This is a genomic window from Actinomadura sp. KC216 (genome assembly GCF_004348535.1).
In the GTDB taxonomy this organism is placed as follows: domain Bacteria; phylum Actinomycetota; class Actinomycetes; order Streptosporangiales; family Streptosporangiaceae; genus Spirillospora.
The window spans coordinates 1-22,295 of record NZ_SMJX01000124.1 but is presented as its reverse complement, the minus strand read 5'-3'; the positions used below and the strand labels follow the sequence as shown (position 1 = coordinate 22,295).

Genomic DNA, 22,295 nt, shown 5'->3' with positions numbered 1-22,295 from the left:
GGGTGCGGGGGGCGTCACGGTGCGGGAGCCTGGCGGTCGTGCGGAGCCCGTGACGGCGTTGCGGGAGCCTGCCGGTCATGGGGAGCTCGTACCGGCGCCGATGTAGAGGCCGGAGCCAGGGCTCGGGTCGATGGTTCTTCGCATGGAAATCCTTCATGGTCGTGATCGGTCGCCGGAACCGTTCCGGCGACCTGGTCGCCTGATCGCGGCCAGACGCTGGACACGCTATCCATAAAGCCTCTCCCCGGCCTCCCCTCGGAGGCAACGGCCAGGACCTCTGAATGGCGGCCTGGGCGACGACGCTCACCCGGCGCCGCCGGTTTCCGCACTGAGCGCGCCGGCGCGGAAACCCTTGGTGACGAGCCAGATTCCCAGAGACAATTCCCAGACGATTTCCGGCGCCGTGAACAGGAAATTCACCGGGGACTGCTGCTCATAGGCTCCGAACAGGACGGCCGTCGCGGTGGCGCAGGCGATGGGCCCTCCGACGAGCCCGATGAGCGCCATGCGACGCGGCACCAGGCCCGACCGGTACATCAGGTAGCCGAGCAGCAGCCCATTGCCCAAGCCCGCGCAGAAGGCGGGGCCGAGCAGGAACGTCTGGTCCTTCACCGCCACCAGCGACCGGCCGATCAGAGCGGCGTCGGCGCCGCCCTCGCCTGCCAGGTCCTGCCGCAACGCCACGATGGCGAGCACGCTCACGATCCCCATCACGATGATGGTCGATTCGACGATGCGCAGGCCGACGTAACCGAGGGCGATGCTCTCGCTCTGCCGCTTCAGGACGGGGAACAGCACGAGCGCGGTGGCGATGTTCGCCACGGCGGTCAGGATCTCGAGCAGGGCCCCGAGCCGCACCCGCGTGTCCGCGCCCGCTCCCAGGATGTAGTCCGCGTCATTGAGGACCGGGTCGTACAGGAACACCGCCGGGATCGAGAAGGCGAAGGTGAGGATGAACCAGGCACCGGCGATTCTGGCGGTCCGCTGAATGGCGTCGCCCGGGATATCCGGCGTCCGGGATTCGGTCGTGGTCACGTGGCTCCCAAGCCTTGAGGCGGCCCCGCCCGAGTGCCGGGCCAGTGGTAGGGAACCACGTCGAATGGGCGTTGTCCCCATCCGCGCGTGGCCGGTTCAAGCCGCGCGGATGGGGACATGTGCTGCGGTCGGTCAGGTGCGCGAAGCGGCCTTCGGGCGACCGGCCGCGGGCGTCAGGTGCTTGAGCGCCTGGAGGATCTCCTCGACCTGCTCCTTGGCGTCGCCGAAGAGCATCTGGGTGTTGTCGCGGAAGAACAGCGGGTTCTGGACGCCCGCGTACCCGGTGGCCATCGACCGCTTGAACACGATGACCTGCCGCGCGTTCCAGACCTCCAGGACGGGCATCCCCGCGATGGGGCTCGCGGGGTCCTCCTCGGCGGCGGGGTTGACGATGTCGTTGGCGCCGATCACCAGGACCACGTCGGTGTCGCCGAAGTCGTCGTTGATCTCGTCCATCTCCAGGACCAGGTCGTAGGGGACCTTGGCCTCGGCGAGCAGCACGTTCATGTGGCCGGGCAGGCGTCCGGCGACCGGATGGATGCCGAACCTGACCTGGACGCCGTGGTCGCGCAGCCGCGCGGTCAGCGCGGCGACCGGGGCCTGCGCCTGCGCGACCGCCATGCCGTAGCCCGGAACGATGATCACCGAGGAGGCCCCGGCGAGCGCCTCGGCGGACTCCTCGGCGGTGATCTCCCGGTGCCGTCCCTGGTCGCCGCCGGACGCGGCGGGCGCCTCGAGCCCGAAGCCGCCCGCGATGACCGACAGGAACGAGCGGTTCATCGCCTTGCACATGATCGCCGACAGGTAGGCGCCCGAGGACCCCACCAGCGCGCCGACGATGATCAGGAGGTCGTTGCCGAGCAGGAACCCGGACGCGGCGGCCGCCCAGCCCGAGTAGCTGTTCAGCATGGAGACCACCACGGGCATGTCGCCGCCGCCGATGGAGGCGACCAGGTGCCAGCCGAGCAGCAGCGCCAGCGCGGTGACCGCGATGAGCGGCCACACCCCGGGCTCGACGACGAACACGACGGTGAGCAGCGCGAACGCGGCGAGCGCGGCGACGTTGAGCAGGTTCTTGCCCGGCAGCATCAGCGGCGCGGACTTCATCCGTCCCGACAGCTTGCCGAACGCCACGATCGAGCCGGTGAAGGTGACGGCGCCGATGAACACGCCGATGAACACCTCGGCGCTGTGGATGCCGAGCATGTCGTCGCGGGCGAGCGCCGCCGCCTCCGCGCCGTCCGGATGGTGCTCGACGTGCAGGTAGCCGCTCCAGCCGACCAGGACGGCGGCCAGCCCGACGAAGCTGTGCAGCAGCGCGATGAGCTCGGGCATCGCGGTCATCTCCACCGCACCGGCCCGGTTCAGCCCGATCAGCGCGCCCGCCGCGATCGCGGCCACGAGCAGCCCGAACGCGGGGACGCCGATGTCGCCGTCGATGGTGAGGGCGACGGTCGCGACGAGCGCCACGGCCATGCCGAGCATCCCGTAGGTGTTGCCCAGGCGGGCGGACTCGTGCCGGGACAGCCCGGCCAGCGCGCGGATGAAGAACAGCGCCGCGACGATGTACGCCGCGGTCGCGGCGGTGGCGATCGTCATGGCCTAGCTCCTGATGAACATGGCGAGCATGCGGCGCGTGACCGCGAACCCGCCGAAGACGTTGATGCTCGCGAGCAGGATCGCCGCGAGCGACAGGACGGTGATCGCCGCGTTCCCGGTGCCGATCTGCAGCAGCGCACCGACCACGATGATCCCGGAGATCGCGTTGGTCACCGACATCAGCGGGGTGTGCAGCGCGTGGTGCACCTTCCCGATGACGTAGTAGCCGATCACGATGGCCAGCGCGAACACGGTCAGGTGCACCTGCAGCGCGGCCGGCGAGAGTGCGATCAGCCCGAACATTCCAACGGCCGCAACGGCCACGCCCACCTGGCGTAGCAGTGGGTTCGCCTTGCGGGCCGGTTCGTCCACCTTGGCGTCCTGCTGCACCGGCTTGTCGGCCGCCGGTGCCGCCGACACAGCGACCGGGGGCGGCGGCCAGGTGAGCCCGCCCTCCCGGACGACGGTCATCGAGCGCTGCACGACGTCGTCGAAGTCCAGGACGAGCACGCCGTCCCGCTCCGGGGTCATCAGCCGCATCAGGTTGACCAGGTTGGTGCCGTACAGCTGGGACGCCTGCGCGGGCAGCCGCCCGGCCAGGTCGGTGTAGCCGAGGATGATCACGCCGTTGTCGGTGACGACCCGCTCGCCGGGGACCGTCCCCTCGACGTTGCCGCCGTTCGCCGCGGCCATGTCGACGATCACCGAGCCCGGCCGCATCGTCGCCACCATCTCGGCGGTGATCAGCCTCGGCGCGGGCTTGCCGGGGATGAGCGCGGTCGTGATGACGATGTCGACGTCGCGGCACTGGTCGGCGTACAGCGCGGCGGCGCGGACGTTGTAGTCGTCCGACATCTCCTTGGCGTAGCCGGTGTTCGGGGCATCATCGTGCTCGGGTTCGGCGACGGCGAGGTAGTCACCGCCGAGCGAGCGGACCTGGTCGGCGACCTCCGGCCGCGGGTCGGTGGCCCGGACGATCGCGCCCAGGCTGCCCGCCGCGCCGATCGCCGCGAGCCCGGCGACCCCGGCCCCCGCGACCAGCACCTTCGCGGGCGGGACCTTTCCCGCCGCGGTCACCTGGCCGGTGAAGAACCGCCCGAACTCGTGCGCGGCCTCGATCACCGCCCGGTACCCGGCGATGTTGGCCATCGAGGAGAGCACGTCGAACGACTGCGCCCGGGAGATCCGCGGCACCGCGTCCAGCGACAGCGCCGTGATGGGACGCTCGGCGAGGTCTTCCACCAGGTCCGGCCTGAGCCGCGGGCTCAGCAGGCCGATGAGCGTGGCACCCGGGCGCAGCCTGTCCAGCCGCTCGGGGGAGGGCGGGTTGACGCCGAGCACGACGTCCGCGGTGTCCGCGTCACCGATGGCGGCGCCGGCCGCCTCGTACCGGTCGTCGGGGAAACCGGATCCGGCTCCGGCGCCGGATTCGACGACCACCTCGTACCCGAGCTTCTGCAGCTGGGTGACGGTGTCCGGTGTCACCGCCACCCGCCGCTCCCCGGGCGGATCCTCCTTGAGAACCCCAACGATCATGACAACCACCTCACATGTTGCGCGGCGGGCACGGCGCGGGACAGCGCGCCATGGGGCCGCGGGTGCCTGTCCGCCGGCGCGGGCGCGGGCGGTCGGACGGCGTCGGATATCTCGACATCAAGTTAATTCTGCCACGCGCGGAGCCGCTTCGGCTTTGCGCTGTGTGCCAGTCTTCGCCGCGAATGCTTGGGAACTTGGAACAACGCGCCACGCACAGTGATCACAAGGACGCGCTCTGACCCCCGGCCTGCCGACGGTCAGGGCTGCCACCGGCGGGGCGTCCCGGGAGGCCAGCGGAGCATGTGACCGCGCATGCGCGTCAGCGTCGGCCAGCGCACGGACACCCCGTCCTCGACGCCCAAGCGCATGTAGAGGGTGAACGCCAGGGTGAGCCCGAGCACCAGGCCGAACTGCACGAGAAGCAGCAGCCCACCCCCGGCGAAGGCCATCGACAACCCGCAGAGCACCGCGACCGCCAACCACGCCACCGACGCCCACCGCAACACCTTCTGCCGCCGCCTGGCCCTCGCCAACGACGACACCCGCAGGGTCAGCGCCCTGCCGCAGGCGGGACACTCCACCCGCCTGTCCTCCCACCCGCGCTCCGGCCGCTCCCCCTCGACGGGAAGAACGAGCCATTCGCGCCGGGTAACGAAGGCGCCGGGAGTGGTGGACACCAGATGCCCGTACCCGATTCCGGTCAGAGAACCGACCCCGTCCCTTTGCGAATCCACCGTTCAGCCAGGTGAAGACCCGACCGTCGAGCCGCAGGTCGTACTCTTGTCGGCGATGGGAACACGAGGTGTGGAGGGCGCGTATCAGGGTGCCCTCCGGGCGTTCCAGAACCCGATGCTCGACCTGCTCCACCGGACCTACGCGCCGTTCGTGGTGACGGTGCTGGCGATGATGTTCACGCCGGAGCGGCCGACCGTCGCGGTGGCGGACGCCCACGCGGAGATCGCCGACGCCCTCGACCGGCTGCGGGCGGCGGGCCACGGCGACGAGGGCGACCAGCCCCTGCCCGCCGGGAACGCCCGTGACCTGTGCAGGCAGTGGGTGCACGCGGGCTGGCTGGTGCGGCAGGTCTCCGACGACGTCGAGGTGTACCGGCTGTCCGCGCACGGCGTCGGCGCGCTGGAGGTGGCGGGACGGGTCGGCGGAGCGCGGACCAGGGTGTCGGAGTCCCGGGTCCGGACGCTGCTGGAGGCGGTCGAGCGGCTCGCGCAGGACGCCGACCCGGACGTCATGGCCCGGATGGCGCGGCTCCAGACGGAGATCGATCAGCGGCGCAGGGAACTCGACCGTCTCGAACGGGGCGGCGCCGTCGAGACCGTCGCCGACGACCAGCTGCTCGAAGCGGCCGAGAACGTGCTGCACCTGGCGCGGGAGCTGCCCGCCGACTTCGCCCGCGTCGCCGAGTCGATCAAGGCCATGCAGCGGGACGTCGTCGCCGACCTGCGGCAGGACGTGCGGCCGACCGGGGAGGTGCTGCGCGAGTACCTGGAGCGCGGCCGGCAGATCATGGACACGACAGCGGAGGGCCGCGCGTTCGCCGGGGCGCTGCGCCTGATCGGCGACCCGGCCCAGATCGAGGACCTGTGGAACCTGCTGCGCACCGTGCTGCGGCACGGGTTCACCGACCTCATGCCGGAGCCGCAGCGGCGCGAGCTCGGCGAGATCGCGCGCCGGATCGAGCAGGGCGTCAAGGAGGTGCTGGCCGCGCAGCGGCAGGCGTCGCACGTCATCACCACCCAGGTGCGCAACCATGACCCGATGCGCGACCGCCAGGTGGACGAGCTGCTGCGCGACGTGATGTCCGGGTTCCAGACCTGGGTCCCGAGATCGCGCCGCGGCGCGGCCGTCGACCCGCTGCGCCGCCTGCCGGTGGCCGACGTGAAGCAGCTCCGGCAGACCGTGAGCGACCTGCGCCCGCCCGAGCCGCCGACGCCGCTGCGGGAATGGGACGAGGTGGAGGACATGCCGGACGCCGACACCCGGGCATGGGGCGGCCCCCAGTACGCCGAACTGCGCGAGCACCTGGCGGCGTTCGCGGGCGACGCGGACGGCGTCGACGTCGCGGCCGCGTTCCGCGCGGCGGCCGAGCGGATACGGCGGCCGGTGGACCTGCTCGGCCTCCTGGAGATCGCGCACGGTTTCGGCATGACCGACACGGCCGAGGTCGCGGTGGTCGACGCGGTCCGGCCGGACCGGACCCTGCGGCGCTTCGCGTTCGGCGGGGTCCTGGCGGCGAGCCCGGCGACACCCCCCGCCGCCGACGAGAAGGCGGGAAACGACGGTGACTGAACCGGAGGCCGCGGGCGAGGACCGGCCGGCCGGCGAGGAGGCCGGCTTCATCAGCCCGGTGGCGATGGAGGACGACCCGTCCGAACTGTTCGCCGGTGACACCGGCACGCTGGACGTCGACGTGCGGCGCGTGCTCGTACGGCTGCTGCAACGCAGGTTCCTGCTGGCCGACAAGAACCCGGCGCAGTGGCGCACGCTGCTGGAGAACCAGCAGCTCATCGAGTCGCGGTTGCACGACCTGTTCGTCCGGCTCGTCGTCGACCACGACCGGGGCATCGCCTACAAGCAGCAGGTGCGCTCGGCGGAGCTCGACGTCCCGATCCTGCTGAAGGACGACCCCTACAGCCGCGCCGAGACCCTGGTCCTGGTCCATCTGCGGACCGTCTACCAGCGGGAACGCGGCACCGGCGAGACGTCGGCGCGGGTCGACATCGAAGAGCTGGAACAGACCGTCCTGACCTACTTCGACCCGGACGACCACAACCTCGCCCGCGGCCAGCGCGAGATCCGCAACGCGGTGCAGCGGCTCGCCACCGAGGGCCTCCTCGCGGAGGAGTCCGCGGGCCGGTACCTCATCACGCCGCTGGTCGAGGTCGTGCTGAGCACGGAGAAGATCGCCGAACTGAGCTGGTGGCTACGGGAGCGGAACGAGGGGCCATGACCGCAGCGAAGCGAGGATCAGGGCCCCTCCCCTCCGGGGGCCTGGGGGGCGCCCCCCAGGAAGGCAGGGCGCCATGAGCATGATCGACACGCTGTTCGGGCTGATCCCGGCCGCGTCGCGCGGGCAGCAGTGGGTGGCGAGGGACCTGCAGCTGGTCAACTGGGGCGGCTACGACGGGTACCACCGCATCCGGTTCGCCCCGGGCGCGACCCTGTTCAGCGGCGGTTCGGGGTCGGGCAAGTCGACGCTGATGGACTCCTACATCGCGCTGCTGATGCCGCACACCACGCCGTTCAACGGGGCGTCCAACGGCGGGGTGGTCGGCCGGCCGCGCGGCAAGGACCAGCGCAACATCCTGTCCTACGCGCGCGGCAAGCTCGACGAGTCGCGGACCGGCGGCGAGACGAGGGTGCGGGTGCTGCGCGGGGACGGCCGCGACACCTGGTCGGCGATCGCGATGACCTGGGCGGACCGGAGCGGCGCGGTGTTCACCGCGCTCCGCGCCTGGTACGTGCCGGCGTCCGCGCGCGCCCTCGACGACGTCGTCGTGGTCCGCGCCGTCCGCGACGACGACTACGACCTGCGCGAGCTGGACGGCCCGGCGGGCAGCAGGTTCGCCCGCGACGCCGTCACCGCGACGGGCCTGACCTGCTTCGGCACCGACCGGGACTTCACCGCCCGCCTGCACACCTCGCTCGGCATCGGCGCCGCAGGGGACGGGCACAAGGCGGTCGGGCTGCTCGGCCGGATCCAGGCGGGCCAGCAGATAACCACCGTCGACGCGCTGTACAAGACGATGGTCCTGGAGGAGCCGTCCACCCTGGCCACGGCGGACGAGGTGGTGCAGCAGTTCGACGAGCTGTCCGGCACCCGGGAACGGATGATCACCGCCCGCCGGCAGGTGCGGGCGCTGACCCCGATCCGCGAGCACCGCACGACCATCGACGGCGCGGTGACACGGTTGCGGGTGATCGAGGACATCGGATCGTTCACCGACCCGTCGTCCCCCGCGGCGCTGTGGCGGCACGAACGCCGGCTCGACCTGCTGCGCGCGGCCGAGCAGGACCTCACCGGACGGCGCCGCCGGGCGGAGGAGGCGGTGCGCGAGACGGCCGCGCTGATCGGCGCCACGGAGGCCCGGCGGGAGGCGCTGCTCGACACCCTCCGCGCGTCCGGCGGCGACCGGCTGGACACCGCGCTCCGGGAGATCCGCAACGTGGAGCGGCGGCTGGCCGACGTCGAACACGTCCGGGAGCGGCTGGACCGGGCCCTCGCCACCATCGGCACCGCCGCGTCCACCCGTGAGGAGTTCGCCGCGCTGCTCGACACGGCGCACCGGGCCCTGGCCGACTCCCAGGCCAGAAAGACCGCCCAGAACGAGTTCGCCGAGGCGACCGCGGAACGCAAGGCCGCCGAACGCGAGCTGGCCGATCTGCAGGCCGAGTACAAGGCGGTCAAGGCCCGCCGCGGCAACATCCCCACCGACCTGCACACCGCCCGCGACCGGCTCGCCGAGGCCGCCGGGCTCACCCCCGACGACCTGCCGTTCGTCGGGGAGCTGATCGAGGTGCGCACGGAGTACGAGCCGTGGCGGGAGGCGTTCAACCTGGCGCTCGGCGGGTTCGCCACCCGGATGCTGATCGACATCGGCCGGCTGAACACGTTCCGCGAGGCGATCAACACGGTGCGGCTGCCCCGGCGCATCCACTTCGAGGGCGTCCGCACCGGCATGCGCGACGAGATCGGCCTGAACGACAGGACGCTCCCCGGCAGGCTCGACTACCGGCCGTCGCCGTTCACCGCCTGGCTCAAGAGCGAACTCGTCCGCGGCTTCGACTTCGTCTGCGTCGAATCGCCCAAGCTGCTGATGCAGCACGCGAAGGCGCTCACGATCACCGGCCAGACCTCGCAGGGCGGACGGGGCGCGCACGGCGGCCACGGCCGGGCCAACCTGCTGGGCTTCACCAACAGCCGCCTGCTCGCCGACCTCGACACCCGGATCGGCCACGCCCGCGAACGCCGCGACGACGCCGCCGACCGGGCGACGAAAGCGGAGCGGACCCTCAACTCCTTCGAGGAAAGGCGTGCCGCCTACCAGGCCGTCACCGAACTGTCCTGGGAGCAGGTGGACGTCGCGTCGGTCACCGCCGAACGGGACCGCTGGCAGCAGGTCATCGACGAGGTCCGCGAGGGCAACCCGGAGATCGACCGGCTGCAGCAGGAGGCGGACGCCCTCAAGAGGGAGGTCACCACCCTCACCGAGCGCGTCGGCGGGCAGAAGCAGGAGGTGGAGCGGCTCAACATGTCCTGGGAATCGATCGTCGACGAGGTCGACGCCGCCCAGCGGGCGCTCGACACCGCCGCGGCGACCGGCACCGAGGTGAGCGAGGAGCACCGGGAGTACCTCACGCGGCTGTTCGACGGCGCCCCGGACGGCACCGACCCCGCGACCGCGCTGGCGGACTTCGACGCCGCTCACCGGCGCGGCGTCGAGCGGATGCGCGCCGACCGCGCGTCGGCGGAGGAGGCGATCGGCCGGTCGCGCAAGGCGCTGCACGACACGTTCTCGACGTTCGTCGAACGCTGGCCGAACCCGAACCTCGGCACCGACCCGGACGCGTCCTACCGCGACTTCGACCGCCTGCTCACCGACCTGGAGTCCAGCGGCCTGCACGAGCTCGAGACCGAGTGGCGCGACAGCCTGCTCAAACTCTCCGGCAACGACCTGACCAGCCTGGACAGCGAGCTCGCCGCGGCCGTCCGGGAGATCCGCGACCGGATCGACCCGGTCAACCGGATCCTCGCCGAACTGCCGTTCGCCGACGAGGACCACCGGCTGCGCATCGACCCGCAGGAAAGCCACTCCGCCGTGCGCGCACGGTTCCGCAAGGAACTGCGCGACGTGCGCGCCGTCATCGACAAGGCGGCCACGGACGCCGACCGGGAACGCGCCTACCACCGCATGGCCAAGGTGATCGACCGCATCCGCCGCACCGCGCCCGATTTCGCCGACCTGATCGACGTGCGCAACCACGTCCGGATCAGCGCGGAGAAATGCGATCTCAACGGCGAGCATGTCGCGATCTATGACCACATCGGGGAGAAGTCCGGCGGCGAGTCCCAGGAGCTGGTCGCGTTCATCGTCGGCGCCGCCCTGCGCTACCAGCTCGGCGACGCGGGCGCCGAACGTCCCCGCTACGCCCCCGTCTTCCTCGACGAGGCGCTGATCAAGGCGGACGCGCACTTCACCGGCCGCGCCATCGGCGCCTGGCGCGGGCTCGGCTTCCAACTGATCATCAGCGCCCCCAACGACAAGCACAGCGCGATCGAACCCCACGTGGACGCCGAATTCCTGATCCTCAAGAACGCCGAGGGCCGATCCTGGGCAAAACCCATCGTGGCACTCCCCGACGCATGACCTTCACCTGGCGCGGGTCAGCGGGCTACGGCTTGGCGGTAGGTCTCGTCGGTGTCGAGGAGGTTGCGGTGGGTGTCCTCGGCGGTGATGGCGCCGCCGTCCAGGACGAGGACGCGGTCGGCGGCGTCCAGGAATGGCGGGCTGCTGGTGATCACGATGGTGGTGCGGCCCCGGCGCAGCGCGGCGATGTTGCGCGCGATGAGCTGTTCGGTGACGGCGTCGACGGCGGTCGTCGGGTCGTGCAGGACGAGGATGTCGGTGTCGGCCGCGAGGGCGCGGGCCAGCGACAGCCGCTGCCGCTGGCCGCCGGACAGGTTCGCGCCCCGGTCGCGGACGGCGTGGTCGAGCCCGTCGCGGTGCAGGGCGACGACGTCGGTCAGCAGGGACGCCTCGACGGCCTCGGCGATCATCCGTCCGGTGCCCGACGGGTCGATGTTCGTGCGGAGGGTGCCCGCGAAGATCTCGGCGTCGTACGGGTTCACCAGCATGTGCTCGCGGAGCGCCTCGATCGACAGGTCGGCGATCTCCTGCCCGCCGACCCGCACCGCGCCCTCGTACGCGTCGGGCGGGACGGTCGCCGCCAGGACGGACGCGAGGTCGGCCGCCGCGCGCGGCTGGTAGGCGGTGATCGCCACGAACTCGCCGGACGGCACCGTGAACTTCAGGTCGTTCAGGGCCCCGTAGCGGACGCCGTCGACGTCGAGGCCGCCGCCCGGCGCCGGACGGCCGCGGCCCGGGGTCGTCACCGGCGGCGCGGCGAGGACCAGCGCCATCCGCTGCGCCGACGCCCGCGCGATCATCACGTACGTCGGCATCTGCGAGAACAGCTTGAGCGGTTCGATGATGAACTGCGCGAGCCCGACGGCCATGACGAGCTGGCCGATGCTGATCTGGCCCTGGAAGGCGAGCCGTCCGGCCATGAGCGTCACGGCGGTGGCGAGGAGCGCGTTGAGGGCCAGCGCGGCGCCCGCGTACGCGCCGTTCGCCCGCGCGACGATCACCGCCTGGTGCCGCGCCTCGGTGCTGACCGTCCGGTAGGACCCGAACGCCGCGTGGTTGCCGCCGAAGCCGCGCAGCGGGCGCAGCCCGGTGATCAGGTCGGCGACCTTGGCGCCCGCCCGCGCCACCCGGGCCTGCTGCTCGCGGGTGCCGGAGCCGATCCGCCGGGACAGCACGCTCAGGATCGTCAGGATCGCGATCGTGCCCGCGATCACCAGCAGGCCGAGCCGGACGCTCGCCATGCCCAGCGCGACCGCCGCGACCAGCACCGCGACCAGCGAGCTGATGAGCAGCGGCACCACCTCGATGATGTCGGCGGTCTGGTCGGCGTCCTCGGTGGCGATCGTCAGCACCTCGCCGGACTTGAGGCCGGTGTCCCTGGCCACCGGCTGGAGCCCGCGGGACGCGACCTCCACCCGCCAGCGGTGCGCCTCGGTCGTGTTGGCCTTCTGCAGGATGCGCATCCCGAACTGCCACGAGAACGACACCGTCGTGATGATCACGGCGAGCGCGGCGATGGAGAGGGCGAGCGCGTTCAGGCTCCGGTCCCGCATCGTGTGCTCGACGATCAGGCCGAGCGCGATGGGGAAGGCGGTCTCGCCCGCCTGGTACAGGCCCATGAGGACGGTGCCGCCGGTCATGGCGCCGAGGTTGCGGCGCAGCGCGGTCCGGAGGATCGCGGAGCCTGTGCTGGGCTGCGGTTCGTCGGGGGGAGTCAACGGCCTAACTGCCTTCTCGCCAGGCTCGCCACAGCCGCGCGTATCGGCCGTCCTGGGCGACCAGATCCTCGTGGGTTCCCTGTTCGACCACGCGGCCCGCGTCCAGGACGGCAATCCGGTCGGCGGCCATCGCCTGGGTCAGCCGGTGCGCGACGAACAGCGTGGTGCGCCCCCGGCACGCGGCGAGGACGGCCCGTTCCAGTTCGGCGGCGCCCTGGCTGCCCGCCTCGGCGGTGGACTCGTCCAGCACGACGACCGGCGCGCGGCCCAGGACCAGGCGGGCCAGGGCGATCTGCGCGACCTTGGTGACGTCGAGGCGCTCGCCGCCCTCGCCGACCCTGGTGGCGAGGCCGTCGGGCAGCGCGTCGACCCATTCGCCCGCGCCGACCGTGCGCAGCGCGTCCATTAGCTCGGCGTCGGTCGCGTCCGGGGCGGCGAGCCGGAGGTCGTCGGCGAGCGGGCCGGAGAACACGTGCGTCTCCTGCGTCAGGATGCTCACCAGAGTGCGCGCCGCGGCCTCGTCCAGGTCGGCGAGGTCCGTCGAGCCGATGCGGACCGAGCCCTTCTGCGGGGTCCCGATGCCCGCGACCAGCGCGGCCAGGGTCGACTTGCCCGCGCCCGTCGCCCCGACCAGCGCGAGCGACCCGCCGGCCGGGATCGCCAGGTCGACGTCCCGGAGCACGGGCGCTTCGCCGCCGGGGTAGGTGAACGTCAGCCCCTCCACCGTCACGGGGTACGCGGCGGCGGGCGGCGGAGGGACGGCCGGGTCGCCGACCAGTCGGTCCTCCGCGGCCTCTCCCAGGACGCCGACCAGCCGGGTCAGGCTCGCGCCCGACTTCTGCGCCTCGTCGAAGGTGAACATGATCGAGCCCAGCGGGTTGAACAGCCGGTGGAACAGCAGCGGCGCCGCCGCGACCTCGCCCAGGCTGGCGGCGCCCGCCTCCAGCAGCGCGTACCCCACCACGATGATCAGGACGAGCCCGATGAACTCCGCGCGGTTCTCCCGCCCGACGAACCGGCCGAAGAACCGGAACACCTCGATGCCGAGATCGCGCACCCGCCACGACTCGGCGGTGACCTTCGCGCGGAAGGCGTCCTCCAGCCGGTACGCCCGGACGGTGCCGATCCCGTCCAGGCCGCTGATCAGCGCCTGCGCCCGGTCGGCCTGCGCGGCCCGCTGCCGCCGGTAGAGCGGGGCGGACCGGGGCAGGTACCAGCGCAGCGCCAGCGCGTACGCGGGCAGCGCGCCCGCACCCGCCAGGCCGAGCCGCCAGTCCAGGCCGAACATGCCGCCGGTGGCGATGACGACCAGCACGCCCGCCGAGAAGACGGTGGGGATCGCCGTCCGGATGCCCTTGGACACCACGGCCACGTCGTCGCCGACCCTGGAGAGCACGTCGCCGCGCCCGACCTGCTCGATCCGCGCGCTCGGCATCCCCAGCACCGCCCGGACGGCGCCCTCCCGGAGCCGTGCCAGCAGGTCCGCGCCGAGCCGTCCGATCAGGTACGTCGACGCGGCGTTGGCGGCCGCGCCGAGCAGCGCGGCGCCCACCATCAGCGCACCGATCGTGATCAGGATCGACTGCGGCTCGCGCCCGATCACTCCGTCCGCGACCCGGCCGAGCAGCAGCACCGGCAGCACCTGGAGCGCCGCCCCGGCCACCGTCGTGAGGACGGTCGCGGACGTCAGCCACGGCACGTCCCGGCAGTGCGAGGCGACCCATCGGGCCGCCTCGCGTCCGGTCGCCGTGCGCAGGGTCGCCGCCTGCGGGGCCGCCGTCTTCCCCGCCGCCGGTGCGGCGCGCGTGTCGCTGGTGCTCACCCCTGGCCGGCTGCCGCCTTGACCAGCTCGTCGATCGCGTAGGGCAGCGACAGCAGCGTGCCCTGGGACATCGCCGCGCCGATCGCCGGGCCCTCGCTGTCGAGCAGGTACGACACCTTCCCGCCCTTGACCGCCGAGAGGTTGGCGAACAGCTCGAACTTCTTCAGCGCCTCCTGGTCGGCCTTGTCGTTGATGACGAAGATGCGGTCGACGTCGATGAGGTCCATGCGCTCCGGGGACAGCACCGTGAAGAACTTGCCGCCCGCGATCTTGTCGATCTCGGTGGCGCCCTTGAAGCCGATGCCCGAGAGCATCCGCCCGCGCACGTCGGTCGTGGTGAACGGCGCGACCGAGTCCTTGTACCAGGACAGCGCGACGGCGGTCTGGCCCGCGAACTCCGGGTGCGCCTTGCGGGCGGCGTCGAGCTTGGCCTGGATGTCCTGCACCATCTTCGTGCCCTCGGCCTCCTTGCCGAGCGCCTTGGCGATGTGCACCGCGTTGTCCTGCCACGGCGCGCTGAACGGCTCCTTCTCCGCCTTCGTCCGGCCCACCGTCGGCGCGATCTTGGAGAGCTTGTCGTAGGCGGCCTGGTCGATCTCGGAGTAGACCGCGATGATCAGGTCGGGCCGCAGCGCGGCGATCTTCTCGAAGTTCGGGCCGCTGTCGCCGTTGTTCATGACGACCTCGGGCCTGGTGTCGCCCCACTTGGCCTTCACCCAGGGCCACTGGGTGTTGATGTCGGGGGTCGTGCCCGGCGGGTTCGGGTACTGGTCGACCATGCCGACGGGCTTCGTGCCGAGCGCCAGGATGGCCTGGTCGTCGGTGTAGCCGACGGAGACGACCCGCTTCGGCGCCTCGGTGATCTTCGTGGATCCGAACGCGTGCTCCACGGTGACCGGGAAGGCGCCGCCCGCCGCGGCCTGCGCGCCGCCGCCCGGGTCGTCGGAGGAGTCGGAGCCGCAGCCCGCGAGGAGCGCGGTGCCGAGGGTCACGGCCGACAGGAGCACGGCCAGCCGCCGCCGGGATCTCGGACGTGTCGTTCGGGGGAGGGGCATGCGAAATCCCTTGCATTTCAGGCCGGACGCTTCTGGATCGTTCCAGGGCAGACGTACATTAACATGCGTAAATAAGGGCAGGCTAACCTAAGTAGGATCTTCCTCTTCGCCGGGGTCCCGCCTCCGACCAGGGCGGACGTGGGTGCGGCCGATCGGGACGATCAGCGGACGGTCGCCCACCGGGTCGTCGATCACCTCCGCGCGCAGCCCGAACGCCTCGTCCAGCAGCCCCGCGGTGATCACGTCCCGCGGATGCCCCTGCGCCAGGATCGACCCCGCCCGCATCACGATGAGGTTGTCGCTGTAGCGCGTCGCCAGGTTGAGGTCGTGCAGGACCATGACGACGGTGCGTCCCGACTCGTGCAGGTCGTCCACCAGGTCGAGGACGTCGATCGCGTGCGCCAGGTCCAGGTAGGTGGTGGGCTCGTCCAGCAGCAGGAGGTCGGTGCCCTGCGCGAGGGTCATCGAGATCCAGACGCGCTGGCGCTGCCCGCCGGACAGCGAGTCCACCGGACGGTCGGCCAGGTCGGACACCCCGGTCATGGCGAGCGCGCGCTCCACGACGGCGGCGTCGTCCGACGACCACTGCCGCAGCCAGCTCTGGTGCGGATGGCGGCCCCGCGCGACGAGCTCGGCGACCGTCAGGCCCTCCGGCGCGACCGGCGCCTGCGGCAGCAGGCCGAGCTTCTTCGCGACGTTCCTGGTCTTGAGTTTGGCGATGTCCTCGCCGTCCAGGACGACCGCGCCCTTCGACGGCCTGAGCAGCCGCGACAGCGTCCGCAGCAGGGTCGTCTTCCCGCAGCCGTTCGGGCCGATGATCGTCGTGATGACCCCGGGCGGGATCGCCACGTCGAGGCCGTCGATCACCGTCCGGCCGCCGTATCCGACCGTGACGTCCCGCGCCGCCAGCGGCGCCTCGACCTGCGTTCCAGCGGTCACAGGATCTCCTTTGCTCGCCATCGCCTACCCCCGCGTCGCCTGGCGCAGGTTCGCCCGCACCAGCAGGTAGACGAGGAAGGGCCCGCCGATCGCGGCGGTGACCACGCCGACCGGCAGCGTGACGTGCAGCGCGGTGCGCGCCACCAGGTCCGAGCCGATCAGCAGCAGCGCGCCCACCAGGCCGGACGCCACCAGCGGCGGCGTCGGGCAGCGCGCCAGCCGCATCGCCACCTGCGGCGCGACCAGCGCGACGAACGGGACCGGGCCCGCCGCGCTCACCGCCACACCGGCCAGCAGCACCGCGCACAGCAGCATGACCGCCCGCACCGCCGAGTACCGCACGCCCAGCCCCGCCGCGACGTCGTCGCCGAAGTGCAGCGGCCTGAACTGGAACGCGGCGGCCGCGACGGCGGCCAGCAGGACGGCCGTGCACCAGAGCGCCACCCGGATGTCGTCCCACGACCGCCCGTCGAGCGAGCCGATCAGCCATGCCTGGGCGCGGGCCACGTCCCTGATGTCGGCGGTGACCAGCAGCCAGGCCGTGATCGCCTGCATCAGCGCGCTCACCGAGATGCCGATGAGGATGAGCCGGAAGCCGTCGATCCCGCGCCGCCACGCGAGGAAGTACACGAGCAGGCCGGTGCCGAGCCCGCCCGCGAGCGCCGCCGCCGACAGCCCCACCGCCCCGGCGACCGCCGCGGACACCCCGCCCGACACCGTCACCAGGAACACCGCGACCGCGCTGGCGCCGCCGGTGATCCCCAGAACGTCCGGGCTCGCCAGCGGGTTGCGCGCGATCGACTGCGTGATCGCCCCCGACACCCCGAGCGCGACCCCCACGACGAGCCCGGCGAGGGCGCGCGGCATCCGCAGGTCCATGATCACGAACTCGTCGACGCGCTCGCCGCGGCCGAGGATGGTGGCGATCACGCGGGGCAGCCCGATGGGGAAGTCGCCGACGCCGATGGACAGGCAGAACACCAGGAACGCCGCCGCCGCCAGCACCACCGTGACGAGGACGGGCCAGGGCCGCCAGACGAACGAAACGCCGCCGAGCCGTACGCCCGGCGTAACAGGCCGCTTCACATCCGTGCCGTCGAGCGGAGCTCGTCCGTTGAATGGCGGTGGGTGGGGGCTGGAGGACGGTCCATTCATGCGGTCTTGAGCTTTCCGCGCCAGACCAGGGCCGCGAAGAACGGGGCGCCGAGGAGGGCGACGACGATGCCCGCGTCCAGCTCGCCCGGCCGGACGACGACGCGCCCGACGATGTCGCACACCAGCAGGACGGCCGCCCCGAGCAGCCCCGCATACGGGACGAGCCACCGGTAGTCCGGCCCGGTCAGATACCGGGCGACATGGGCCACCATCAGGCCGAGGAACGCGATCGGGCCGCACGCCGCCGTCGCCGTGCCCGCCAGCAGGGTGATGGCGGCGATGCCGGCCGTCCGGGTCAGCGCGATGTTCACCCCGAGCCCGCGCGCGACGTCGTCGCCCAGGTTGAGCAGGTTGATGGCGGGCAGCATGATCACCGTCAGGACCAGCCCCGCCGCGATGAAGGCCGACACCGGCCAGATGACATCGAACTTCACCCCGGCCACCGAGCCCGCGTTCCAGAACCGCAGCGCGTTCAGCGACGCCTTGTCCGACAGCGCGACCGCCGTGGTCATCGCCGCCAGGAACACCGCGACCCCCTGCCCGGCCAGCGCGAGTGTCAGCGGGTTCCCGGCGCCGCGCCCGATGCTCGCCAGCCCGAACACGACGACTCCGGCGACCGCCGCCCCGAGGAAGGCGAACCAGACGTACTGGAACGGGTTCGCGAGCCCGAACAGGGAGACCACCGACACCACGGCGAACGAGGCACCGGCGTTCACCCCGAGCAACCCCGTGTCGGCGATCGGGTTGCGCGTGCACCCCTGGATCAGCGCCCCGCCGATCCCCAGGGCGGCGCCCGCGACGATCGCGAGGACCGTCCGGGGCGCCCGGACGGTCTGCACGATGAGCCTGATCTCGGTGAGCCGCCGGTCGGCGTCCGGTGCCGCGAACAGCCCGTGCCAGACCTCGCGGGGGCTCAGCGCCCGCGCCCCGACGGCCATCGACAGCGCCGCCGCCACCAGCAGCACGGCCACGAGCAGGCAGAGCCCCACGACCCGCCGCCGGCGGACCGCCGCGACCCGGGGCACGGGCCGCCGCTCCGCGATCACCGTGCTCATCCACGTCCGCCGAGTCCGGCCTGCACCACATTTCCTCCGAAACGGCGGCAAATAAGGGCAGCCTAACCTCATCCCCCGGAACCGCTACGTTCCCCCCCCGCGAATCGGAACTCGCGGCCGGGATCAGCGGGAGCGTTCGGCGTGGGCGATGAGTTCGGCGACGGCCCGGTCGTGGTGGGCCTTGATGGCCTCGTCGGTGCCCTCGGGGTCGCGCCGGGTCAGCGCCTCGATGATCGCCAGATGCTCGTCGTGGGAGCGGCGCCCCGGCGGCACGTCGCGGAAGTACAGGGCTCCGAGACGGCGCAGGTGGATGCGCAGGGTGTCGAGGACGGTGGTGAGGTAGGGGTTCTCGGTCGCCTCGACCAGGACGGCGTGGAAGCGTTCGTCGGCCGTGCGGGCGCCCGCGTCGTCCCCCGCCTCGGACGCCTCCAGCATCCGCTCGTTGAACTCGGTCATCGCCGCGATGTGCTCGTCGGTGACCGACGGCGCGACGGTCCGCGCGGCGAGCTGGATCAGCGCCGCCAGCGGCGGGTAGACGAGGCGGACGTCCAGCGGGTTCAGGCCGCTCACCCGGGTCTGGTGGTTGGGGAACATCTCGACCGCGCCGAGCTGCTCCAGCGCGTCCATCCGCCGGTACTGGGCCGGGATGATCGACATGTCCCCCGACGGGCTGCCGATCATCGACGGCTCCGCGGGCCCGCAGGGCCTCGTCCTCGTCACGGGCCTGAGCGGCCACGGCCTCACGATCGGCCCGGTGATCGGCAGGATCACGGCCGACCTCGCCCTGAAGGGACGGACCGACCGCCCGATCGAAGCCTTCCGCCTCTCCCGCTTCGCCGACGACGTCATGATGCCGGAAAAGATGATCTGATTCGGGACCGCGGCGCGCCCTCCGAAGCGGTCAGCATGCGACTTCTCCATGGAAGAGGTCACCGGGGTGGCGAAGGACGGTGGTGTGGCCGTTGCGGAGATCGAGCCATTGCCTGGCGGTCCCGCCGCCGAGCAGCAGGTGCCGCGAGTCGCCGGAACGGCACAGCACACTGAAGGCGGGCTCGTCCGGGCCCGTCGCGGGGCCCGGGCCGCCGGGAACGGGATCGCCAGCCGAAGGGGACGGGGTACGTTGCAGCACCGTGGCGGTGACCTTGCCGGTGGTGGGGGAGACCTCCACGAGCCTGGTGCGGGTGGCCTCCGCTGAGACCACGAGGAGGCGGCGCCCGCTCGGCGCCGTCCACAGGCTGGTCACCTCGTCCAGCGGGCCGGGGATGATCGCGACGCGCTGGCTGCGGGCGAGGACGTCCCCGCCCGGCCGGACGGTGTCCAGCACCCGGATGCCGTCGCCCCGGAGCGACTGGAACCAGGCGAAGGCGAGCCGGCGGCCGTCGGCGCTCAGGGACAGGTACTCGGCGACGCCGGCCGACTCCCACGACGTGCGCTGCCCGGTGCCCACCTTCAGCAGATGGACGCGGGTGCGGGGACGATCTGGTCCGTCGCCGGCGTCGGACGTGAACGCCAGCGTGCCGCCGTCGGCGGAGGCCACCAGCCTTCCGTTGGACCTGCCCGGCAGTTCGCCGCCGGGCAGGGGGGTGAGCTGGGCGGGGCGGCCGCGGTCGTCGATGCGCAGCCGGTACAGGCGATCGGGACCGTTCTCCCCGTCCTTGGGCGTGCCCAGCAGGTAGAACGTGCGGTTGCCGGCGGTGCCCGCCGCCGCGGACCACCTGCCCCCACCGCGTGGAGCGGGCACCCGGTGGACCTCGCGGCCGGAGTACAGATCGAGGATCCGGGCCGGATCGTCGACGCCCGGGCCTTCGTAGGGCGGCAGCGCCAGCAGGTAGCGGGTGGCGGCCGACACGGGGCGCGTGTCCCGCTCTTCGCCGCGCCCGGCCAGCACCACGGAGCCGGCCACGACGGCGACGACCATGAGCACCGCGGCGACCGGCGCCCAGCGGCGGGACGGCCGGGACGGCCGGGACGGCCGCGGGCCGGGCACCGTCAGCGGCGCGAGGTCCTCGGGCCGCACCGTCGCGGCGGCGGCGTCGAGCGCCCGGCCGAGCCGATCCTCGATCCTCGTCACTGTTCCTCCCCCAGCTTCCGGGCGAGCGCCGCCAGCGCCCGCGACGATGTCGACTTCACGGTGCCGCGGGAGATCCCGGTGACCTCGGCGATCTGGGCGTGGTCAAGGCCGAGATAGAACCGCAGGACCAGGACCTCCCGCTGCCGGTCCGGCAGGGCCCGCAGGGCGTGCAGCACCTGCCGGTGCTCCTCGTCCAGCAGCACGGCCGACTCGGCGGACCAGACGGGCGGCTCGTAGTGGCGGTGCAGGCGCTCCGCCAGCTTGCGGCGGCGTAAGGCGGTGCGGCACCTGTTGATCACCGCCTTGCGGGCGTAGGGCAGCATCCGGTCGTGGTCGTGGAGGCGCTCCAGCCGGCCGTGCATGGCGATGAACACCTCCTGCACGACGTCCTCCGCCGTCGGCCGGTCGCCGACGATGAGCAGGGCCATCCGGACCAGGGCCACGTGATGGTCTGCGAACAGCGCGATGAGCGGGGCCGCCGGGTCGCCCTCGGCCCCGGCCCCTTCGGCGACCGCTTCCTCTGTCTCCACATCTATGACACCCGCCACGCCCGGCCCCGGTTGCACCCGTCCGCCGATTTTTCTGGGACGTCCTGCCGCCTGAGACCCCTCGCCTGCGACGTCTCACACCTCCACAGGCGGCCCCCGCGTACCTTGCTCGTCAATTCAATCTGAATGGCGAAGTTGAATAACGGCCATTGACGCTGAAAGGCTCGAAAGTTAACCTTCGTGCGTTTCCTGGCTCCAGATCATTGGTCGCCGCCTAGGGCGTCCCATTTCAAGTGATGAGGAAGCGCATGCGTAAAAGAAATGCCGTTTCCGTTGTGGCCACCGCGGTGCTGGCCGCTACCGCGGCCTCGGGCACGCCGACCGCCGCCGCCGGGCCGCGGACCGTCCGCGGCCCAGTGGAGTTCAGCGTCAAGGTCGTGAGCGTCAATGGTTCGGGGTGCCCGGTCCACACCGTCTGGGCGGACGCGTGGCCGGAAAAGGAGTCGTTCAGGGTCGTCTACAGCGAATATCTGGCCCAGGCGGGCGGTTCGTCGAGACCGATCGACTCTCGCAAGCAATGCCAGGTCGCCGTGCAGGTGAACTTCCCGCAGGATGTCACCTACGCCGTCTCGTCGTCGGACCATCAGGGTTTCGCCCACCTGGAGAGCGGCGCGAGCGCCACCGTGAAAGTCGGCCACTACATCCAAGGTCAGCCTTGGGATGGAGCGGTCACGCACAACCTGAACGGTGCCTACGACGACATCTGGAGGTTCACCCACCGGCTGCCGGCCGACCAGCTCGTCTTCAGGCCGTGCGGTGAGGATCGGAACACCGTCCTCATCACCGAGCTGCGAGTCGACAAGGGCACGTCGGATCCGTCGAAGACCAGCTACATCGCGATGGACGCCGTCGGCGAAGGCGTCTGGACGACCTACCACCTCACCTGGAAGAGCTGCCCCTAGTCGCGCCGGCGAGTGACTCGGACGGCATATCCGGCTCGCTGCCCCCGTCCGCGAGCACCGGCGGGAGTCGGTGCTGGCACCTATTCCCGGGGAATGGTGGCGCTGCCATCATCAGGTCATGAGCCGGTGGGCCCGGGTGGCGGTGGGTGGGATCGTCGTGGGCGCCGCCGGTGTGGTGCTGGCCGCGTGGGTCTCCGGATTCCGTTATGGCGCGAGTGCCCCGGTGTTCGTCGTGCTTCTGGCGATCTCGGCGCTGGTGGCTTTCGAGGCGGGGCTCGGGCTGGTCCGGTCGGGAGAGCGGCTGGTCGGACGGTGGGTGCTCGCGGTCGGCGGATCACTGGTCGTCTACCTGGTGTCCACCGCCGGTGCCGTCGCGTACGGCCGGTGGAACGACGATCCGGTCGCCTACTTCGTGGTGGTGCTGCACGCTGCGGGCTATATCGTGCCGGTCGCGCTGCTCCAGGGCTGCTTCATCGT

At 72.0% G+C, this 22,295-nt stretch carries 19 protein-coding genes; 6 read left to right on the top strand and 13 right to left on the bottom strand.

Annotation, left to right across the window (positions count from 1 at the left end; genetic code table 11):
- Positions 1 to 303: 303 nt before the first annotated feature.
- The 4 genes from E1264_RS21910 to E1264_RS21895 all read right to left on the bottom strand — a co-directional run bounded on the left by E1264_RS21910 (position 304) and on the right by E1264_RS21895 (position 4,847).
- Positions 304 to 1,035, bottom strand: a complete 732-nt coding sequence (locus E1264_RS21910) for a DUF4386 domain-containing protein (protein WP_207936072.1) — start codon at positions 1,033 to 1,035, stop codon at positions 304 to 306.
- 132 nt (positions 1,036 to 1,167) lie between these two features.
- A complete protein-coding gene (pntB, locus tag E1264_RS21905) occupies positions 1,168 to 2,634 on the bottom strand; it encodes a Re/Si-specific NAD(P)(+) transhydrogenase subunit beta (protein ID WP_132176414.1) in 1,467 nt (488 codons plus the stop codon).
- A 3-nt stretch (positions 2,635 to 2,637) separates the two neighbouring features.
- Positions 2,638 to 4,170 carry a Re/Si-specific NAD(P)(+) transhydrogenase subunit alpha gene (locus E1264_RS21900; RefSeq protein ID WP_132176412.1) on the bottom strand — a complete coding sequence of 511 codons (1,533 nt, stop codon included), beginning with the start codon at positions 4,168 to 4,170 and terminating at the stop codon, positions 2,638 to 2,640.
- Between the two features lie 257 nt (positions 4,171 to 4,427).
- A complete protein-coding gene (locus tag E1264_RS21895) occupies positions 4,428 to 4,847 on the bottom strand; it encodes a hypothetical protein (RefSeq protein ID WP_132176410.1) in 420 nt (139 codons plus the stop codon).
- Positions 4,848 to 4,959: 112 nt separating this feature from the next.
- Here E1264_RS21895 and E1264_RS21890 point away from each other — a divergent pair, with 112 nt between their 5' ends.
- The 3 genes from E1264_RS21890 to E1264_RS21880 all read left to right on the top strand — a co-directional run bounded on the left by E1264_RS21890 (position 4,960) and on the right by E1264_RS21880 (position 10,553).
- Positions 4,960 to 6,474: a DUF3375 domain-containing protein gene (locus E1264_RS21890; RefSeq protein ID WP_132176408.1), complete on the top strand. Its 1,515-nt coding sequence runs from the start codon at positions 4,960 to 4,962 to the stop codon at positions 6,472 to 6,474.
- Positions 6,467 to 7,135, top strand: coding sequence for a DUF4194 domain-containing protein (locus tag E1264_RS21885; protein WP_207936071.1), 669 nt, complete (start codon positions 6,467 to 6,469; stop codon positions 7,133 to 7,135). The genes E1264_RS21890 and E1264_RS21885 overlap by 8 nt, the downstream gene beginning before the upstream one ends.
- Positions 7,136 to 7,208: 73 nt before the next feature.
- Complete coding sequence (locus tag E1264_RS21880) at positions 7,209 to 10,553, top strand: SbcC/MukB-like Walker B domain-containing protein (protein WP_132176406.1); 3,345 nt, start codon at positions 7,209 to 7,211, stop codon at positions 10,551 to 10,553.
- Positions 10,554 to 10,570: 17 nt separating this feature from the next.
- On the opposite strand, the gene E1264_RS21875 is transcribed toward E1264_RS21880, so the two are convergent.
- From E1264_RS21875 to E1264_RS21845, 7 genes are all read right to left on the bottom strand, one after another.
- Positions 10,571 to 12,271, bottom strand: coding sequence for an ABC transporter ATP-binding protein (locus E1264_RS21875; RefSeq protein WP_132176404.1), 1,701 nt, complete (start codon positions 12,269 to 12,271; stop codon positions 10,571 to 10,573).
- Positions 12,272 to 12,275: 4 nt separating this feature from the next.
- Positions 12,276 to 14,093, bottom strand: coding sequence for an ABC transporter ATP-binding protein (locus E1264_RS21870; RefSeq protein WP_165964297.1), 1,818 nt, complete (start codon positions 14,091 to 14,093; stop codon positions 12,276 to 12,278).
- The gene (locus E1264_RS21865; RefSeq protein WP_132176402.1) at positions 14,090 to 15,148 is read right to left on the bottom strand and encodes an iron-siderophore ABC transporter substrate-binding protein; all 1,059 of its coding nucleotides are present in this window, start codon (positions 15,146 to 15,148) and stop codon (positions 14,090 to 14,092) included. Before E1264_RS21865 ends, E1264_RS21870 begins: the two co-directional genes overlap by 4 nt.
- Before the next feature lie 87 nt (positions 15,149 to 15,235).
- Entirely contained in the window at positions 15,236 to 16,087 is an 852-nt protein-coding gene (locus tag E1264_RS21860; RefSeq protein WP_243711084.1) for an ABC transporter ATP-binding protein, read from the bottom strand.
- A 24-nt stretch (positions 16,088 to 16,111) separates the two neighbouring features.
- A complete protein-coding gene (locus E1264_RS21855) occupies positions 16,112 to 17,173 on the bottom strand; it encodes an iron chelate uptake ABC transporter family permease subunit (RefSeq protein WP_243711083.1) in 1,062 nt (353 codons plus the stop codon).
- A 65-nt stretch (positions 17,174 to 17,238) separates the two neighbouring features.
- Positions 17,239 to 18,297 carry an iron ABC transporter permease gene (locus E1264_RS21850; RefSeq protein WP_132176396.1) on the bottom strand — a complete coding sequence of 353 codons (1,059 nt, stop codon included), beginning with the start codon at positions 18,295 to 18,297 and terminating at the stop codon, positions 17,239 to 17,241.
- A 123-nt stretch (positions 18,298 to 18,420) separates the two neighbouring features.
- Positions 18,421 to 18,978, bottom strand: coding sequence for a GntR family transcriptional regulator (locus tag E1264_RS21845; RefSeq protein ID WP_132176394.1), 558 nt, complete (start codon positions 18,976 to 18,978; stop codon positions 18,421 to 18,423).
- Here E1264_RS21845 and E1264_RS21840 point away from each other — a divergent pair.
- Positions 18,953 to 19,168, top strand: a complete 216-nt coding sequence (locus E1264_RS21840) for an FAD-dependent oxidoreductase (protein ID WP_165964296.1) — start codon at positions 18,953 to 18,955, stop codon at positions 19,166 to 19,168. The genes E1264_RS21845 and E1264_RS21840 overlap by 26 nt on opposite strands.
- A 30-nt stretch (positions 19,169 to 19,198) precedes the next feature.
- On the opposite strand, the gene E1264_RS21835 is transcribed toward E1264_RS21840, so the two are convergent.
- Complete coding sequence (locus E1264_RS21835) at positions 19,199 to 20,368, bottom strand: PD40 domain-containing protein (protein ID WP_132176390.1); 1,170 nt, start codon at positions 20,366 to 20,368, stop codon at positions 19,199 to 19,201.
- Positions 20,365 to 20,898, bottom strand: a complete 534-nt coding sequence (locus tag E1264_RS21830; protein ID WP_243711082.1) for a SigE family RNA polymerase sigma factor — start codon at positions 20,896 to 20,898, stop codon at positions 20,365 to 20,367. Before E1264_RS21830 ends, E1264_RS21835 begins: the two co-directional genes overlap by 4 nt.
- Positions 20,899 to 21,164: 266 nt before the next feature.
- On the opposite strand from E1264_RS21830, the gene E1264_RS21825 reads away from it, so the two are divergent.
- A complete protein-coding gene (locus E1264_RS21825) occupies positions 21,165 to 21,818 on the top strand; it encodes a DUF4360 domain-containing protein (protein WP_165964295.1) in 654 nt (217 codons plus the stop codon).
- 118 nt (positions 21,819 to 21,936) lie between these two features.
- Positions 21,937 to 22,295 (top strand): hypothetical protein (locus tag E1264_RS21820; RefSeq protein ID WP_132176386.1); only part of this gene is annotated, 359 nt, incomplete at its 3' end.

What these genes read in the sequence shown, in the direction of transcription:
- E1264_RS21845 (WP_132176394.1), bottom strand. Translation starts at nt 18,978, where the DNA reads ATGATCGGCAGCCCGTCGGGGGACATGTCGATCATCCCGGCCCAGTAC.
- E1264_RS21890 (WP_132176408.1), top strand. Translation starts at nt 4,960, where the DNA reads ATGGGAACACGAGGTGTGGAGGGCGCGTATCAGGGTGCCCTCCGGGCG.
- E1264_RS21880 (WP_132176406.1), top strand. Translation starts at nt 7,209, where the DNA reads ATGAGCATGATCGACACGCTGTTCGGGCTGATCCCGGCCGCGTCGCGC.
- E1264_RS21840 (WP_165964296.1), top strand. Translation starts at nt 18,953, where the DNA reads ATGTCCCCCGACGGGCTGCCGATCATCGACGGCTCCGCGGGCCCGCAG.
- E1264_RS21850 (WP_132176396.1), bottom strand. Translation starts at nt 18,297, where the DNA reads ATGAGCACGGTGATCGCGGAGCGGCGGCCCGTGCCCCGGGTCGCGGCG.
- E1264_RS21865 (WP_132176402.1), bottom strand. Translation starts at nt 15,148, where the DNA reads ATGCCCCTCCCCCGAACGACACGTCCGAGATCCCGGCGGCGGCTGGCC.
- E1264_RS21900 (WP_132176412.1), bottom strand. Translation starts at nt 4,170, where the DNA reads ATGATCGTTGGGGTTCTCAAGGAGGATCCGCCCGGGGAGCGGCGGGTG.
- E1264_RS21825 (WP_165964295.1), top strand. Translation starts at nt 21,165, where the DNA reads ATGCGTAAAAGAAATGCCGTTTCCGTTGTGGCCACCGCGGTGCTGGCC.
- pntB (WP_132176414.1), bottom strand. Translation starts at nt 2,634, where the DNA reads ATGACGATCGCCACCGCCGCGACCGCGGCGTACATCGTCGCGGCGCTG.